Source organism: Brucella sp. HL-2, assembly GCF_025846885.2.
Lineage (GTDB): Bacteria > Pseudomonadota > Alphaproteobacteria > Rhizobiales > Rhizobiaceae > Brucella > Brucella quorumnocens.
Window position 1 is genome coordinate 43010 of the sequence record NZ_JAOYTK010000024.1, and the last position, 15323, is coordinate 58332.

Sequence of the window (15323 nt, forward strand, 5' to 3'; positions counted from 1 at the left end):
GTGTCAAGCGAGTGGTTTGAAGAAAAAAGAAGAATTTTGTTTTTATTCGAAAAGCCGCGCATTTATGGGGTTCTGAGTTTGGCCTGCTTTATCCACACCGGCACGCCCCTCCCCGGAAGGTATTCAAAATTCACATGAAATGGAATCGCGATTCAGATCGGCGATCATGAAGCGTACAATTCCAGGTGCTCTAATAGGGCTGTCTCTGCCAGTTATAATTGATGAAGCCTGTGGATTGTAGCCGGAGAAATAAAAAGAATGCATTTTTGTAATTTTGCGCTTGCACTCTTCGAACGAATTGCCTAAACGGCTCTCACAGCGGCTGACAAGTCAGTCGGGCGATTAGCTCAGTTGGTAGAGCGCTTCGTTTACACCGAAGATGTCGGGAGTTCGAGTCTCTCATCGCCCACCATATTTTCCATAAGGAAAAGCCGTTTTTCACCATTATATCAGATAGTTATGATCTAGGACGTGTTTTGTGGTGCCCTCACTTGAGGCCCAAAACTGGCCTTTGATTTTATTCAGCAACCTGAAATGATCCCCTCACCGTTTCCCTGTGGACAACTTGTTAATTAGCCCTACCTCCACTTAAAATGGAGGATGAAATGAACAGACCAAAGCGCGAAGGCCCTTACCCTGACCGTGATATCGACTGTCAAGAAGAAATGGCGCAAGGAATTGCAGATTTGATTAAGCAGGCCGATTAACGCTCCGACTACCACGTCCAACATTGGTCCATTTACTAGAAACAGTGCGCTTTACTTGCATATATTTCATGATATGTTGCTTTTGCGCCGGGGGCAGATGTTTTTTATTACCTATCTCTAATGCATTGGCGTAGCTCTTACTTGTCCTTTGGCGCAAGTAGGAGCTTTTATTTGTAATTTTTCTAATTTATTATTTATCGTATACTACAATTAATTGCGATTGGCTCTTAATAACCATTCATGCTTTAACTGCTGTGCTCTATGATTTCCGCCTGATATCATAGAGTATCGCCCCGGTGTTACTCCTTCCCCGGCCCCATGAACACCGGGGCATTCCTTCTTATCCTACGCCCGCACTGTTGATATCAGATCGAGTCGGCTCGCTTATTTGTGGAACCAGCCCCATATTTTCAGGCTGTTCTCGTATAGAGATGCAATGCCGACGATTACCGCGAGAATGGTTAGCCGCCCTGCTTCACTCACAAGGTATCGGTAGTGAGCGGCTGCATCCTTGAAATGCGCTTCGAGATCACGGTTAATGCTATCAACGTCGAAGGGATAGGCCACGTCCATATGGACACTGCCGGTATCGGTCTCGTACACAAACGGGTAATCCCGTGTACCAAGCGTTGCTTCACCTGATACAACGTCTTTGACGTTCTCCGGCCTTGGCAGCGCCAGTGCTGGAACGGCAGCAGCTACAGGAGCAAGACCAAGCATTCGCAGGAATGTGCGTCTCTTCATATCCGATCCTCTGATTGATTTACCGGTCTTGCCCACTTGATCCGCATTATGAGGGGAAATCGGACCCCGGAGCGGACGGACGGCTTCTACAGCCTCGAATGTGGCCTTGTTCCAAGCGACCGGCTGTCTCGGTTGGAGATACCCGCTCCCTACATATTAATGCCATTGATGATCTGCTCCGTTGTGAGCAGATGAGAAAAGGCATCACCGCCGCTCGGTTAGGAACGGCGGTTGATGATATGGTTAAGCCAAGATGTGCGGGTCGATGTGCGAATATGCATCAAACGAGCGGCGCCAGGTGGAGAGTGGCTGATTGTAACTGTTGAAAGTCATGGCATGAACATTGTGACTTCGGTCTGGAAGTTCGACATTTGCCGGCAGGACAGCGACAGCTTTGAAAACGTCTGGAACGACATAATCATAACTGACTGAGTGGATCTGAAACGCGCCCGGACTGTAATCAACAGCCGATGCCGGAGCACTCATGCAGAGAACAGCCGCGAGCATAGCAGCGCAGCCGAAGATCAGACTTCGGAACAGTTTCATGTGTTTTCCTCTTGTTGGGTTGCAGAAACAGAAAACCCCGCACAATGGCGGGGTTTAATTTTATCAATCGCTTGTGTGACGGACTGATCTTAAAACCAAAAATCAACATGAAAATTATCATTTTCATGCGAATTGTCATACTTCAGATCTTTGTCGTTGCACCGGACTATATGCTCATTTGATTGAAATTCTTTACCAAAACCATGTGGCGGAACTGCACATGAAACATACCATCTTGCAAACTGTTCTAGTGCGTCAACAATAGCTATTTTCACAGCAACCTCCTCTTAAAAGGTCGCCCTATCAAACACCCATCCACCAATCTGCACACCCGCAACTCAGTGGCAGCTATAGCGCACTAGCAAAAAAGCCCGGCGTGAGCGAGGCTGAAAACTATTCAAGAATATTTACTTATACGGCCGGACTAACGTCAATCTACAAGGAGCAATACACAGCACAATATGCAGCCCCAAAAGGCCCACCTATCCACCCTTTACCTCCAAGAAAGCAGCGATTAACACATTCGCCGTAGGTTTGAGGAATAGGCTCCCAAGTCACATCTGCTAACGCTGATCCAGAATTAAACATGCCGATAGCTAAAATAACAGTAGCAATCATCTTTTTCATTATAAACTCCTATTAAAATACCGTCATATTAGACACGCATTCTAGCAACTACGCACACCCAAAATAAAGCCATCAATAAAAACCCCGCACAATGGCGGGGTCAGTAGTTTCACTAAGAATTCAAATTAATCAAAGCATGAAGTGATTTTCATATCTTTATTCATACAACAATGATGCCCATCCAGAGTGACCATCTTTTCATCAGCATCACACTCATATGCTGAAGCATGAGGGAAATATACTCTAACCGTACTCTTGGCAGATGCAAACTGTGTTGACAAACCGCAAAGTGCGCCAACAATAGATGCCACGACAATCAGTTTACGCATTTTGGTGTCCTTCACTTTTACAAATGGAGGACTATGCTCTGCCAATCAGACATTCGTTTCAATCCCAACATCTGGCGATCAACCCGGATGGCCCTTGGTAGGGTCTTGAGATCAGAACGGGCCGGACGCTACCCCCGGCTGACAGCGGGCGATTGCATCTAGCATCAGTGCATCGCAATCAATCAAGCTGCCGGTGATCCCCTGCGCTTCTGCTTTCAGCGCCGCCGTTCTGATTAGTATGCGAAATGCTGGCCGCTACGTGCTGCTTAGTCCGCGCCCTCCTGAAAGGTTCTTTGGCGGATACCCATTACCGAGTTCAGTTCCGGCATTTCACATTCTGTCCGAGTGGCAGGCTCGCAGCAGGATTTGAACCTACGACCTGTGAACCGAAGTCCAACGCTCTATCCAGCTGAGCTATGCGAGCCTGTTTGTCCACTCGAATTGTATGCGAGAACGCCGCAAGCCAATTTGCAGGTTTAGAGATGCCGCCCTTACAGGCCAGTCCTCGCATTCCGTTGAGGCGTTGCCTCGAATAATTGACCTGATGCTGGACACATCAGGCCTTGGATTTGCCAGCGTCCCTTGGTCGATTGATAGTGCTATCCAAGGGCGACAGCAAATTTGGCGCTGTGGGAGGATTTGCACCTCCCGGCAATCAGGTGGACATTTGATCGCCTGCTACTTGCACCCGCTTATTGGTTAAGCCGCCGCCATGAACTGCTTGAGACGTTTCGCTTGCCAGCGCCGTCTCTCAGCCTTTGCATCTTTCCATTCGAAGATTTGTTCACGCTTGGCGGTTTCAGTCTCAGTGTCTCGCTCGTATCTGACACCCTCTTTCGATGGCGGCGCGTCTACTGCGACTGTATCAGGAATATGCTCGAATTCGGGGCCAATTGGCAACAGCCAAGAATGCCAACTTTCTGCATCGGGCGAGACGCCCCGCGCAACTCCTTGTTTTATAACGTCAATCGCTCGATGTTTGCGTCTTCTGCCGGTTTCCTCGTGAATACCTTCCTGTCGGCACCACTTGGCAAATGAGACCTTGCCCAGACGCACTTTCCCGGTCTTGGTCACGGTCTGCACCATCAAGCATCCGGCCTTTGATCTCGACCACGCCCAGAGACAACGGCGGTTTTCTTCACTGGCTGACAACGCGATCAAATCCATTGCCTTTTCCCAATCGGAAACATCGGATCGGGTAATGTCGTCACTCTCCCAGAAGGACATGCGAAAATCGTGGAATGGACCTTTGTCTTTCTTGTCCAGTTGGGATGCTGTGCCTAAGCGAACCTTCTTACCGTGGCGCTGGAGCACGATGGCCTTGTCCGCATTATGCAGCCACTTGCGCTGATCGTCCTCTGACATTGGCGACATGCCGGGCAAGCTCTGCCCTTTCAGCTTCTTTGGCTTGGCGTCATTCGGGAGCTTCTGATCAATGACGGCCGCCCGGATAAACAGATCGATGATTTCCAATTCGGTCATGCTGCCATCCTTTTCTCGTCAAATAGATCGCCTTGCGCGGCGTTTGGTCCAAACCGTTTCACGACCCGCTCATAGAGCATACCGACAAGGGCAAATCGCTGATGGGGAAGATGCTTTGCAATATACTGCAATTGCGCCACTGGTGCAGCATCGAAGCACTCAAGCCATTCCATCGGGCGGCTTCACGGCACATCTTGCGCCATTCTTCGACCGCGATTTCACGCATCTGATCTTCGGTAAGATATTTATCGAAAGGGATTGTCATTACTCACCCCATGTTGTGAACCAGATCTGCCGGTTGGCGTCTTCGTGGTCCGTTGGTTGATGATGTATCTATGCACTGCGCATAACTATCAGTCAACAGAAATCTATGCACAGAGCATAATAAAATTGACTGCTATGCATAAAAAGGCTTATCCGTAGCCATCTTCAAAACAATTGCGAGACGGATATGCAGGAAGAGCAAGAGCTCACCGAGGCCGGTAAATGGTATCGAAACAGGGATGAATGGATACGGCACGTTGTGTCCCGCCCATATCTAACCGACGCGCAAAAGTTGGTCGGGACCTTCATCGCAATGCACATGAACAGAACGGACAATCATACCAAGCACCAACAGACTACGATTGCCAAAGACATCGATGTCCACGTCGATACGGTAAAGCGAGCTGTGAAGAAATTGCGGGAAGAGGGGCTTTTAGATCGGGAGCAGGTTCAGCGCGGTCGCCGAAACCGAGCGGTGAATTTGTACCGGCTTATTTTCCCGTGGGAATAGCTCAAAGTTGCACTGGTGCCACTTCGGCAAAGTTGCACTGGTGCCACCCCTAATAACGTTAGCCTAATAACATTAGTTATTATTATTTATATAAGGCTCTGAGGTATGAATTATATCTACAGGGCGGCGACTGAGTTTTTCACAGGGTCAATTGTGTTCAGTTCGATAGAGCACCCACAAGATGTAGCTGGCTAGAAAAATAACTTCTCGTTAACCATTAATTAGACTCGACTCTCCTGACAGAAACTGCTTTCAAATGAGAACAGAAGTAGAACAGATGGAGAGGGATATGTTGAAGAGTGCTCCCATTAATCACCCGGACGCCAACCGCTTAATCGTGGAATTGTCGAGTGTTTACGTGGCTTGTGATGACTGCGGCCATTCAAGAGTTCTCTATCGTTCCAATCTAAAGATCGCTGCTGGTCTTGGTGTTCACAACTACGCGCAACTCTGCCGCAAGATCAGATGCAGCATTTGCCCGCGTCAGCCTCTTTCTTCTCGCAATCTTTCCATTCGTCCAACTTGGATTTGTGAAGAAGTTCAATCAAGTGTTGGCTTTGAATACGATCTTGTGAACTGAGAAAACCGTATCTGCATCGAACTCAAGATCGTGTTCTTCGCCTTCATCCGGGTTGTACTGGTAGAGGCGGAGAACCTTGCTTGACTGAGATGTAAAGCGCTTGATGTAGCTATCTGCTGGCAAGCCTTCTTCGTCGCCAACAAATTGAGCAATCACATCGTCGCCGGATCTGACGGGCAGGTGAGGATTAACCCATACAGTCTCGCCAGCGAAATAACGCGGCTCCATTGATGTTCCGAAGACCATCACAGCATAAGCGCCTTCGACGCCTTCCAGCATCGGGGGGCAGAATACACGCCCAACCTCAGTTCCGTTCAAAACAAAGCGACCGTTAGGACCGCCTGCAGACTGGCCTAGAAGCGGAATAGACTGCCCCTGTGGAAACTCCTGGTACTTTGGCGGGAAGCTCGCGTTGGGCGTCGGAGCTTTTGGCGTCACTGGTTCGCCAGCATTCTCCGCAGCGCGGACTTGTTGTTCCTTGCCCTTCAAAAGCCAATCAGCCGTGACCTTAAAACGCCGAGCGTATAACTCGAGCGCTTCAGTCGTGACGCCACGGCTTCCGTTTTCGTGACCCGCATAGGTGGGGTACGCAACATTTAAGGCATTCGCGGCTTCCGCAGCAGAGCGAAATCCAGCGTCTTTTCGGGCTTTTTTGAGTCGGTCAGCAATTGTTTCCATCATGAATTGCTTTCTTGCATAAAAATCTATGCATGGGGCATTGACAACAACTTATGCGCAGTGCATAGATTTATGCATGATTACGAAACAGACCATCTCCGATCTACGAACCGCCAGAGGCTGGAGCCAAGGAAAATTGGCAGAAGAGCTGGGCGTTGACCAAGCAACTGTCTCGCGGATGGAGCGGGGCGGATTTATCAGCCGACCAGTTGGAAAGGTTCTGGAGCGTTTGCTTTCGGAAACACCATCGGAGGATGCAGCGTGAACTCTAAAAACATAGACAGATACGAAGCTTGCCCGGAAACAGGCATACCGCCAAGACAGGCGCAAGGGTAAGCGTTGAACTGTCTGACGGACTTCTGGCGCTGATCGAAAAGACGCCACGCAAAGGGTTGCATCTGATCGAGAGCACAACAGGAAAGCCATTTGTGAAGGAAAGCTTTGGGAATTGGTTCCGTGTCGCCTGCACGAATGCCGGTGTGACCAAGTCGGCCCACGGCTTGAGAAAGCTCAGCGCAACAATGGCGGCTGAAGGCGGCGCAGCGTCTCATCATCTACTTGCACAGTATGGCTGGACCAATCTGGCGACAGCAGAAATCTACACCAAAGGGGTGGATCGTAAGAGGCTGGGCATCGAAACTAGCCGCATAGTTGCAGACCAGATCGAGAACAGGATTGCCCCTCACCAAAAACCCGGTGAGGGAATTAATGAAAAAAACACAACAAAAACAAAGGCCGAAAAATAGGGTGGCGGTCTCTCATCGCCCACCATATTTTCCAATCACTTAGATCGAAAATATAAAGTTTCCCATAGGTTCAATGAACCTCTCCGGCTTAAGAGCCCACATACGTCCCCCCCTAGAATATCCTTCGAACTGGCTCTGAAGAATAGACCATCTCGACACTGAGAATTTGCGCCCTATTTTGTCCTGTTCGGGAGAATCATATGTGCGGGCGGTCCACACATACTTACCCATGGCGGAGATACAGGCGATGGATTCTCTGTAGAAACGCTCGAATCACATTTCGATTTTATTTCCCACAGATCTCGTGATTGCCCGGAATCGCCGACCCCACAAAACTCGTATCAGAAAGACAACTCAAAACTAGCAACAGTTGCTAGGGCTGCGTTGGGTTGCGCACTGCACGAATAGGCTTGCGTTCTTCAGCTCCTTCAGGCGACCCCATTTTACAGCACCCAATGCCTGCTCCGATTCAAAACTTCACGCTAAAATTGGCATTAACGCCGTTTTGAATATAACCCGAGCCAAATTGTCCCTGATAAGCAACCCCAAGCTTGGTAGTTGGTGTCATCGCGAAATCGAGCCCGGTTTCGATGAAAGCTGTATCCCTGCCAATCGAATTGCCATCCGACGTGAAGGCGTTGGAGCCCACCGCAAAGCTCGCCGTTGACGTTGGGATTACATCGCCAAAGGCATGCCTCCAACCGAGATCCGTGCGGACGGTTGTGAGGGCGTTGCCAAGATTAAAGCTGGTCGCTGCGCGAATGCCGAGCATCGACAGTGTTGTATCCATGCTACCAGATTGAACCGCGAGCGCAGCACCATTCTGATCGCTTTCTGTAAAGCCATCAGTTCTGACATGCACATAAGCAAGATTGGCGTAAGGCTCTAGAGTAGAACGCTGGCTGAGATTGTACTTATACCCAAGTTCGCCAAAGGCTTGGAAAGTACCGGCATTATAGTCAGCCGACAGGTTGTCGGAGAATCCATTGAAGCTGACCGAACGGCTCAATTCAATATTATGCCAGGAATAGCTCAGACCGGTACGCAGACCGATGGAGCCCTGTGCCGCGGCCCATTCAGTTCCTGTATAGGCACCCAATGTATAATTATCGCTGGAGCCGGAAGAATGGAGGCTCGCAGTTTTAAAGGTAGAACGGCTGTAACCCGCCATAACGCCGAGCCGCCAGTTATCATAGACACTGCCGTCAATACCGGAAATGAAACCACCCAGTGTGGATTTGGTGCGAGCAGCATTGTCATCACCCGACTGGCTTGCCCAACTACCAAACACAGTTCCCCAAGCTGCATAGCGGTTAAGATCTTCCGAACTGTTTGTCTCAGACGCGACTTTATCAATAGCGCCTGCAGCTTGAGTTGATTTTTGTTGCGGAGCGAAGGCAAGTACTGAAACCGGATTGACTGGCGTACCGCCAAATGCCTGCGACAGACGGTTAGTGACCGACAAACGTGTCGCCCCGCTGGCGTTGATCAATACCCCGTTCGCGGATGCATAGGCCTCGCCGCTCAATTGCGGCAATGTCGAACGAATGGTTGAACCGTCAGTGGCTGAGAAATCCAGAGCTGCGATAAGCGGTTCGAGCTGTGGCGAGGGATTAACAACAAGCCTGTCCAGAACATTCCCCACATTGTGGGCGTTTTCGCTACCGGCGTATTGTTCATAGGCATGAGCATCACGGCTCAGAGAGACGGTATAGGATGCATTGCCATTATCGGTCGCGGTTGCATTCAGTGTTGGCGAGGCAAGCGTGGTGGTGACTTCGGTAAAAGCACCATTCACCGTATTGGCCTGCAGCCACTGATCCGAATTAATGCTAAAACCATTTCCATAAAATCCGCGCTCGGGCGCAAAGCTTAAGGTGCCGACGAGATCGGCACCTCCAGTCACGATCAGGTTGCTGATATGCTTCTGGTTATTAAAGGCCAGTTGCAGTCTGCCATTATCGGACTGCTCATAATTGCCATTAATGACGATGGCACTGCCCGGCAGAGATGAGAACAAGGTCCCTCGATTAACGAAGTAACGATCGTCATTGATCCGGTACTGACCACGACCTGCAAGTGTCGCTTCTTGACCCACAATAACTTCGTAAAGATCGTGATTGCCAGTAAGGGTTGATGAACCACCCCAAAACTGCAGCGAGAGGTTATCGCCAGTAATGTTGTCAGCATAACTGATATTGAAATTTGCGTCCGTGTTATCGGTGGCTTTCCCCTGATCATCAGCTTCCAGTCCGAAGCGAAGCTGGGTCAAACGCAGATCGTTATTCTCATCCATTTCCCGATAATTGGAAACAATGTCACCAGTAATGCTTGCTCCCTGCATCACATTGATTTCACCGACATAGGCATTGTCCGACATATAGATCGCGGCCCTGCTTCCTGCCACTCGCCCCGTCAGGTCGAACGTTGAGACAAGCGGACCGCTGACTTCGGCGAGCGCTGCTGCATAATAGTCGGGAAAATAGTTTTCGAGATCAGCCACCTGCGAAGTGACAAAGTAAGAGCCACGATATTCGGTATCGTCACCCATAGAATTGTGACCAAAGTCAAAGCTGACCGCGATACCGTTTTCACCCAGCGCCTCGACATCGCCGCGCTGTGTCAGAGTGTGATCTCTTCCATAGGCAAACATAACGCCAAGGCCATTTAAACCGTCAGCATAGACGCGTGTGCCAGGTAAAATGATCAAATCATTGCCAATACCATCGACACGAATGCCTGCGCCGCCAGCACCTGCGGAGAGCAAATCGGCGCGTTGGATTACGGTGTTGTCACTGCCATAGACATGCAAGCCAAGGCCCATCGTTGCCGTGTTGAATGTATTGGCAATATAGCCAGTACCTTCACTATTACGGGCAAAGAAAGGATTGTCATTGAGAAGCGTGACGCCATCGTTATAGACCGAGTATCCAAATAAATTGCGACGATCAATCGTATAGCCAATATCCTGTAGCGCCGCGAATTCAGCCTCCATCAACGACATATAGTTGGAATATTGCTGATGGCTCATCATGCTGTTTCTCAGCTCGATATGCGAAAAAGGCTGATCCAGTCTTCCAGGCTGCAGACTTGAGTCAACGCGCAGTGGGATGCCCGGCATTGCGCCGTTGAGAACCTCATCCACGTGAGAGCCGGAAAAGTAAGCCCAACCAGCACTGACATCAAAAGTGTCTGCACCTTCCTCGGCGGCGTAACAATAATTGCAGATTATGGTCTGATTGGCTGCCGCTGCCTTGCCATTACCATCGATCAAATGGCTGCTCCAGGCATTGAGTACAGATTGGAATTCCGCTTCCACCGGAGCGCCAGGTTGTTGATCGTAATTGACCGAAGCCGATATACCCAGCGCATGCGCCATTTCATGAATGAGCGTACTGGTCATATCTACCTGAGAGGTCTGAATCAGTTGTGATGGAACAAATGGCTGCTCCCAATCCCAATCCATCTTGCCAATTGATATCATCCCATGCGCTCCGTCGAGGAGTTGTGCCGGATCGATCAAGCCATTGTTTAAAGCCGCATTGACCAGTGTGCCGGCGCCATTCACCTCTGTGGCAATAGGGCTGTATGCAAATGCGTTTTCTTCTTCTTCTGTACCGATATTGATGATGGCGGGGTTTATTCCCGGTCTAATCTTTATAATATCTGACCAGTATTGAGCTGCTGAATAGATACGGTCTAGCGTTGCGGGATCAAAAACCCAACTCGACGGCTTTTCCCCATCATAAGTTCCATCATTTGGATAGAACAGATGCAGGTCAAAAACTTTATTGCCATTGGCATCATGAATTTCATGGGGCGTGAATGCGTGAGCAGAGCCGGAAAAAATGCCGGACAAAAGTCCTGCTGAAAGACAGGTGCTCGATGCCAAAGCCAACATGGATACTAGTTTCATTCTGATTCCCCTGCCCCAAATACACTTACCGCTAATACAGGACAGTAAAGTGTCAGGAAAAACCATCACTGAAATTTGGTAACTGCTAAAAGGGTAAACACTACATCGGAAAGAAGGGGAGTTTCTATTGAAGGGGTATATTTCGAGTAAGTCGATAGCTTTTGGTTCTTCCATGCCGGCTGGAGAATCCACGCCGTCCTAAAGCATGTCGCGCTCAAATGGATTCATTTGAGCTCCGACGCACATGCGACAGTTAAAAGAATCCAGAGCGAGCGCCGTGGGTGCGATTAAGCGCGACACGCTCTAAGCTGCGTTCCTTTAGAAAAATTTGTGGCCGAGGCCCCGCCCGAAATGCAACCAAGAACGCACTTTCACTCAAATCACGCTTTAAGTACTGGGTCCAAAGTCAAGGTGCGCGACAGGCTAACCATAACCTTTTACCCCCCGTTAGAATACGAGCTTTGTTTCCTAAATCTCATCTTCTCACCGTCTACCTACAAATATGGCCCCATCTCCGGGGCCATATTTTTTTACTATCAAAGTCTCTTTTTAGCAGAATTCGTTCACCACTTGGCTTTGAACCCAACGGTCCCTTTGAGCGCATAACTGTCAGCGAAGTGATTGAGGGCCGTGTTGATGGAGCCCTCGCCATAAATGGCATATTTATTGTCAGCCCAGGCATAAGTGCCGCCAGCACCAATCCCGCCCCAGGTCTTGTCATTGTCGGTGTCAAAATCAACCCCTGCCACGTTGACTGTCGTACCGCCCAGGAACTGCTGATAGAGATTGGCAATGCCATAGACATTGGTGTTGACAGTCATGCCGTCATCGTTCTTCCAGTCATTGCGATAATTGGCGGCAAGGCCGATGCGACCAGTCAGACTGTCGCCATCAGGCAAGCTGACCCGGCTGCCCCAAGTATCATGAAACGCATCCGCATCGATTGAAGACCACATCAGTTGTGTCTGCGGTGTCAGAGACCAGCTCTGATTGATGGCAAACCGCTGACCGGCTTCAAGGCTCATCGCATAGCCGGTTGCTTTGCTGCCATCAGCAAGACCTTTATTGGCCGTGGTGGAGTTGAGATCATTGTCGAACCACGTCACCTGTGCCTGACCGTCGACATAAAGACCGTCATTGCCATACCAGGTGGCCGTAGCACCAAGGCTCCAAGCATCGGTGCTGATATCGCCATCACCATGGAAAGAAGAGACGTCGACCTTGGCATGTCCGTATTGGCCAGTGATGCCAGCGATCAGTTTGCCGTTCTCACCCTCATAGAATTGGCCATCAACGCCCGCCTGCATTGTAAGCGTGTTGATGTCCTGCTTCATGCGCGATGTAGAGGTGTCCGGTTCCAGACGGTTATGTGCTCCTTCGACGCGCGCCCAAATGCCGTAATTGTCCACAACGGCACCATTATCTGCACCATTGCCGTTCTCTCCGGTCCAGTAGCGGTTGCCCACGCGTTGCTGGAGGGTCGGCAACTTGTTGAGCGCCAGCATATTCTGCGCATAGCCTTCATAAACTGGCACACCCGCACTGTAACGAGGTTCTGGATCAGGGCCGGGATTTGGACCATCGACGTGGCTTGAGAGATACCAGTCACCGTCATCCGGTGTATGGGTGCCGCCTTGCTGCAGCGTATAGGCATAAGCGCCGCCCACCACCGCCTGTTGGCCATCTTTGGTCTGATGGCTGTTGGCGAGCGAAAAAGTCCCACCAGAGTTGCCGCCAATATCGACAACCTTAATGCCATTGACCGTCTGCGCACCTGTGCCGCCGATATTGTTGACATAGAGCTTCGTGGAACCGGACGTGTTGCCGCCGACTTTCAGCATATCGGTCTTGGAATCGTCACCGCCCAGAACCGTATTGATCGTCATCATGCCGCCGTTGCCAGCATAATTGCCTGTCACATTCAGTGTGGTGCCACCATTGCCGCCAAAATTGACATGACCGTCATTGATGAGCGCAGCCATCGACGTCGAGAAGCCACCAAGGTCAATGCCTGAGCCATTTGCAACCGTGTAAACAGATGCACCAGACAAAGCGCCTTGCGCAGCCTGTATGAGTTTGCCTTCGTTAACATTCGTTGCGCCACTGTAGCTGCTGGTTCCCGAAAGAGTCAGGTCACCAAGACCATTCTTGGTCAGAGAACCCGAACCATCGATTACACCGGCAAATGTCGTATCGATCGCTTGATCAAGAGTGAGATCGCCGGACCTCATCGCCACATTGCCCGCGCCCGCCAGACCACCAACGGTGGTGTTGAAACCGGCAAGGTCAGCTTTTGCGCCATCATTGACTGTTAGAAGACCAGAACCGAAGGCATGATCGGCGACACCCGCCTGTGCTGTGCCCTTCTCGACCGTCAGACCACCAGAGAAACTGTTGTTGCCGGAAAGAAGCAAGGTGCCGTCACCACGCTTCCAGACGCGACCATCACCGGAAAGTGCTTGTGTAACGGCAAAGCTATTGCTGGCATCGGCGATGTCAAACCCGCCGCCATGACTGCCAAGCGTCATGGTGCGATCTGTCGACGTATACTGTGTACCAGTAACCTGCAGCGTACCGCCATCGAGCGTCAGCCCACCATCTGCATTGCCAAGCTTGGCATCAGACGAGACCGAAAGTGTGCCGCCTGTAATCGTCGTACCGCCGGAATAAGTATTATCCTCGGTCAGCGTGGTCGTCCCGGCTCCCATTTGGGTGACTGAACCCGTACCGCTGATTACATTCGAGAATGTCACATCATCGGAACGATTAAAGGCCAACACGCCCTTATGCGTCGCATCCGTCCCCGTGCTAACATCAACCGCGAGATCACCGCTCGTGCCCCCATCACCAAGCTGCAACATGCCGCCAGTAATGTTCATCGTGCCGGTATAAGCAGAATTATCACCCGTAAAGACAGTCGTTCCAGCAATCTGGTTGATCGTGCCCTTGCCGCTGATCGCTGCGCGAACCGTGGTTCCATCTGTCGTGTTGAAGTTCAGAACGCCGTTGCTGCCGCCACCGTTCCGATTGAACTTGATTGCATCAACGTTCAAGTTTCCTGCGGCTTTTGCGGACTGACCGACCTCACCGCCAACGTTAACAATGCCGGTTGTCCCATTGTCATAGGCAATATGCAGTAAGCGATCATTGATGCTACCGCCGTCATAGATATCCAGTTTACCATCGCTCTGCTGCCCGACGATGATGCCATCCTGACCATTCCACGCAGAACCTTCGCCCGATATAATGGCAGTCCCTGTTCCTTTAAAAGAACCCAGGCTGATCTGGCTCCCCGTCACCTGCCCACCATCGGCTATCATCAGATCGCCATCCCCTTCAAAGCCAACGTTGATGACATTATCGTGAGCATTAAACACCGACCCCTGACCCGTAATAATCAAGTGCCCCGTGCTTCCCGCTTCGGCCCCAACAACGATGTTATTACCAACAGCTGTCGGTGAATCTACACGGCCACCATTACTGACAGTGAGAGTTGCACTATCACTTAACTCTTCTCCAATAGTGATCCCCCCGGTGGTCACAGAAAGAGTGGAACCCTTGCCATCAACAGTAACAGATGCCGGATCGGAAAGATTCCAGTAGCCGATCAGCAAAGTTTGACTGGTTACAGAGGCACCACCCATAATGTTCAATGTACCTGAGCCGGAATCCCCGACTGTCAGACTCTCGTCCGACAGATCCCAGTTGGTCACTCCTGCTGGCGGAGCCGGCGATACGCTACCAGTATAGGTAATCGAAGGATCGGCGAAAGCAACCGAGGACAACAGCATGGCGCAACCCAGTACGAGGGCCGCGAGAGAAGCACCTGACCTTAGTGCAATTTGGCTGTGATTTAATATTTTTATGCTTGGCATTAATATTCCTGCTCCACAGACCATAAGTCGAAAATTCAAATCTGCGTTAAATTAGTATTCAAAATAAATATTAAATAAATATATTTTATATTACCAAACTAAGTAAATATTAATTTTGATTTCAATATAATTATTACTTGAATGGATATCATAAAAATAACGTTAATCAATCCGGGATATTATTTTTAATATTAAACATTAGAGCGTCGGGCGCTAATCATGCAACACATTGAGCTGCTTTGAAGAAGTTTCGGCACTCTTGTGGCGAAAACAGATCGCAGACGGAGCCGAGGGCTCTCCATAGCTCGTCATAGGTGC

The 15323-nt window shown here is 50.1% G+C and carries 14 protein-coding genes and 2 tRNA genes; 6 read left to right on the forward strand and 10 right to left on the reverse strand.

What is annotated here, in order from left to right; all coding sequences use genetic code 11:
- Positions 1–336: 336 nt before the first annotated feature.
- Positions 337–412, forward strand: a tRNA-Val gene (locus OIV19_RS18985).
- A gap of 193 nt (positions 413–605) precedes the next feature.
- The gene (locus tag OIV19_RS18990) at positions 606–707 is read left to right on the forward strand and encodes a hypothetical protein (RefSeq protein WP_264232870.1); all 102 of its coding nucleotides are present in this window, start codon (positions 606–608) and stop codon (positions 705–707) included.
- A gap of 384 nt (positions 708–1091) precedes the next feature.
- On the opposite strand, the gene OIV19_RS18995 is transcribed toward OIV19_RS18990, so the two are convergent.
- The 7 genes from OIV19_RS18995 to OIV19_RS19025 form a co-directional block, all read right to left on the reverse strand.
- On the reverse strand, positions 1092–1451 hold the full coding sequence (locus OIV19_RS18995) for a hypothetical protein (protein ID WP_264232899.1): 360 nt from the start codon (positions 1449–1451) through the stop codon (positions 1092–1094).
- Positions 1452–1694: 243 nt separating this feature from the next.
- Positions 1695–1997, reverse strand: coding sequence for a hypothetical protein (locus tag OIV19_RS19000; RefSeq protein ID WP_264232872.1), 303 nt, complete (start codon positions 1995–1997; stop codon positions 1695–1697).
- Positions 1998–2432: 435 nt separating this feature from the next.
- Entirely contained in the window at positions 2433–2624 is a 192-nt protein-coding gene (locus tag OIV19_RS19005) for a hypothetical protein (RefSeq protein WP_264232875.1), read from the reverse strand.
- A gap of 125 nt (positions 2625–2749) precedes the next feature.
- Positions 2750–2953 carry a hypothetical protein gene (locus tag OIV19_RS19010; protein WP_264232877.1) on the reverse strand — a complete coding sequence of 68 codons (204 nt, stop codon included), beginning with the start codon at positions 2951–2953 and terminating at the stop codon, positions 2750–2752.
- 351 nt (positions 2954–3304) lie between these two features.
- Positions 3305–3377, reverse strand: a tRNA-Arg gene (locus OIV19_RS19015).
- Positions 3378–3652: 275 nt separating this feature from the next.
- On the reverse strand, positions 3653–4435 hold the full coding sequence (locus tag OIV19_RS19020; RefSeq protein ID WP_264232878.1) for a hypothetical protein: 783 nt from the start codon (positions 4433–4435) through the stop codon (positions 3653–3655).
- Positions 4436–4493: 58 nt separating this feature from the next.
- Positions 4494–4700 (reverse strand): hypothetical protein, encoded by a 207-nt coding sequence (locus OIV19_RS19025; RefSeq protein WP_264232880.1) that lies wholly within the window; start codon positions 4698–4700, stop codon positions 4494–4496.
- A 186-nt stretch (positions 4701–4886) separates the two neighbouring features.
- Between OIV19_RS19025 and OIV19_RS19030 the strand changes: the two genes are divergently transcribed.
- Positions 4887–5210 carry a helix-turn-helix domain-containing protein gene (locus OIV19_RS19030; RefSeq protein WP_264232882.1) on the forward strand — a complete coding sequence of 108 codons (324 nt, stop codon included), beginning with the start codon at positions 4887–4889 and terminating at the stop codon, positions 5208–5210.
- Positions 5211–5499: 289 nt separating this feature from the next.
- Positions 5500–5790 carry a hypothetical protein gene (locus OIV19_RS19035; protein ID WP_264232884.1) on the forward strand — a complete coding sequence of 97 codons (291 nt, stop codon included), beginning with the start codon at positions 5500–5502 and terminating at the stop codon, positions 5788–5790.
- Here OIV19_RS19035 and OIV19_RS19040 read toward each other — a convergent pair.
- Entirely contained in the window at positions 5755–6471 is a 717-nt protein-coding gene (locus OIV19_RS19040; protein ID WP_264232886.1) for a S24 family peptidase, read from the reverse strand. The genes OIV19_RS19035 and OIV19_RS19040 overlap by 36 nt on opposite strands.
- Positions 6472–6544: 73 nt before the next feature.
- On the opposite strand from OIV19_RS19040, the gene OIV19_RS19045 reads away from it, so the two are divergent.
- A complete protein-coding gene (locus tag OIV19_RS19045; protein WP_264232887.1) occupies positions 6545–6733 on the forward strand; it encodes a helix-turn-helix domain-containing protein in 189 nt (62 codons plus the stop codon).
- Between the two features lie 28 nt (positions 6734–6761).
- The gene (locus tag OIV19_RS19050) at positions 6762–7214 is read left to right on the forward strand and encodes a tyrosine-type recombinase/integrase (RefSeq protein ID WP_264232889.1); all 453 of its coding nucleotides are present in this window, start codon (positions 6762–6764) and stop codon (positions 7212–7214) included.
- A 469-nt stretch (positions 7215–7683) separates the two neighbouring features.
- Here OIV19_RS19050 and OIV19_RS19055 read toward each other — a convergent pair whose 3' ends face one another.
- Together OIV19_RS19055 and OIV19_RS19060 are read right to left on the reverse strand one after the other, a co-directional pair.
- Positions 7684–11130 (reverse strand): autotransporter domain-containing protein, encoded by a 3447-nt coding sequence (locus tag OIV19_RS19055; RefSeq protein ID WP_264232890.1) that lies wholly within the window; start codon positions 11128–11130, stop codon positions 7684–7686.
- A 563-nt stretch (positions 11131–11693) separates the two neighbouring features.
- On the reverse strand, positions 11694–14921 hold the full coding sequence (locus OIV19_RS19060; RefSeq protein ID WP_264232891.1) for an autotransporter outer membrane beta-barrel domain-containing protein: 3228 nt from the start codon (positions 14919–14921) through the stop codon (positions 11694–11696).
- Between the last annotated feature and the right edge of the window lie 402 nt (positions 14922–15323).

Coding starts and splice junctions, on each gene's coding strand:
- OIV19_RS18990 (WP_264232870.1), top strand. CDS start 606: ATGAACAGACCAAAGCGCGAAGGCCCTTACCCTGACCGTGATATCGAC.
- OIV19_RS18995 (WP_264232899.1), bottom strand. CDS start 1,451: ATGAAGAGACGCACATTCCTGCGAATGCTTGGTCTTGCTCCTGTAGCT.
- OIV19_RS19000 (WP_264232872.1), bottom strand. CDS start 1,997: ATGAAACTGTTCCGAAGTCTGATCTTCGGCTGCGCTGCTATGCTCGCG.
- OIV19_RS19005 (WP_264232875.1), bottom strand. CDS start 2,624: ATGAAAAAGATGATTGCTACTGTTATTTTAGCTATCGGCATGTTTAAT.
- OIV19_RS19010 (WP_264232877.1), bottom strand. CDS start 2,953: ATGCGTAAACTGATTGTCGTGGCATCTATTGTTGGCGCACTTTGCGGT.
- OIV19_RS19020 (WP_264232878.1), bottom strand. CDS start 4,435: ATGACCGAATTGGAAATCATCGATCTGTTTATCCGGGCGGCCGTCATT.
- OIV19_RS19025 (WP_264232880.1), bottom strand. CDS start 4,700: ATGACAATCCCTTTCGATAAATATCTTACCGAAGATCAGATGCGTGAA.
- OIV19_RS19030 (WP_264232882.1), top strand. CDS start 4,887: ATGCAGGAAGAGCAAGAGCTCACCGAGGCCGGTAAATGGTATCGAAAC.
- OIV19_RS19035 (WP_264232884.1), top strand. CDS start 5,500: ATGTTGAAGAGTGCTCCCATTAATCACCCGGACGCCAACCGCTTAATC.
- OIV19_RS19040 (WP_264232886.1), bottom strand. CDS start 6,471: ATGATGGAAACAATTGCTGACCGACTCAAAAAAGCCCGAAAAGACGCT.
- OIV19_RS19045 (WP_264232887.1), top strand. CDS start 6,545: ATGATTACGAAACAGACCATCTCCGATCTACGAACCGCCAGAGGCTGG.
- OIV19_RS19055 (WP_264232890.1), bottom strand. CDS start 11,130: ATGAAACTAGTATCCATGTTGGCTTTGGCATCGAGCACCTGTCTTTCA.
- OIV19_RS19060 (WP_264232891.1), bottom strand. CDS start 14,921: ATGCTGTTGTCCTCGGTTGCTTTCGCCGATCCTTCGATTACCTATACT.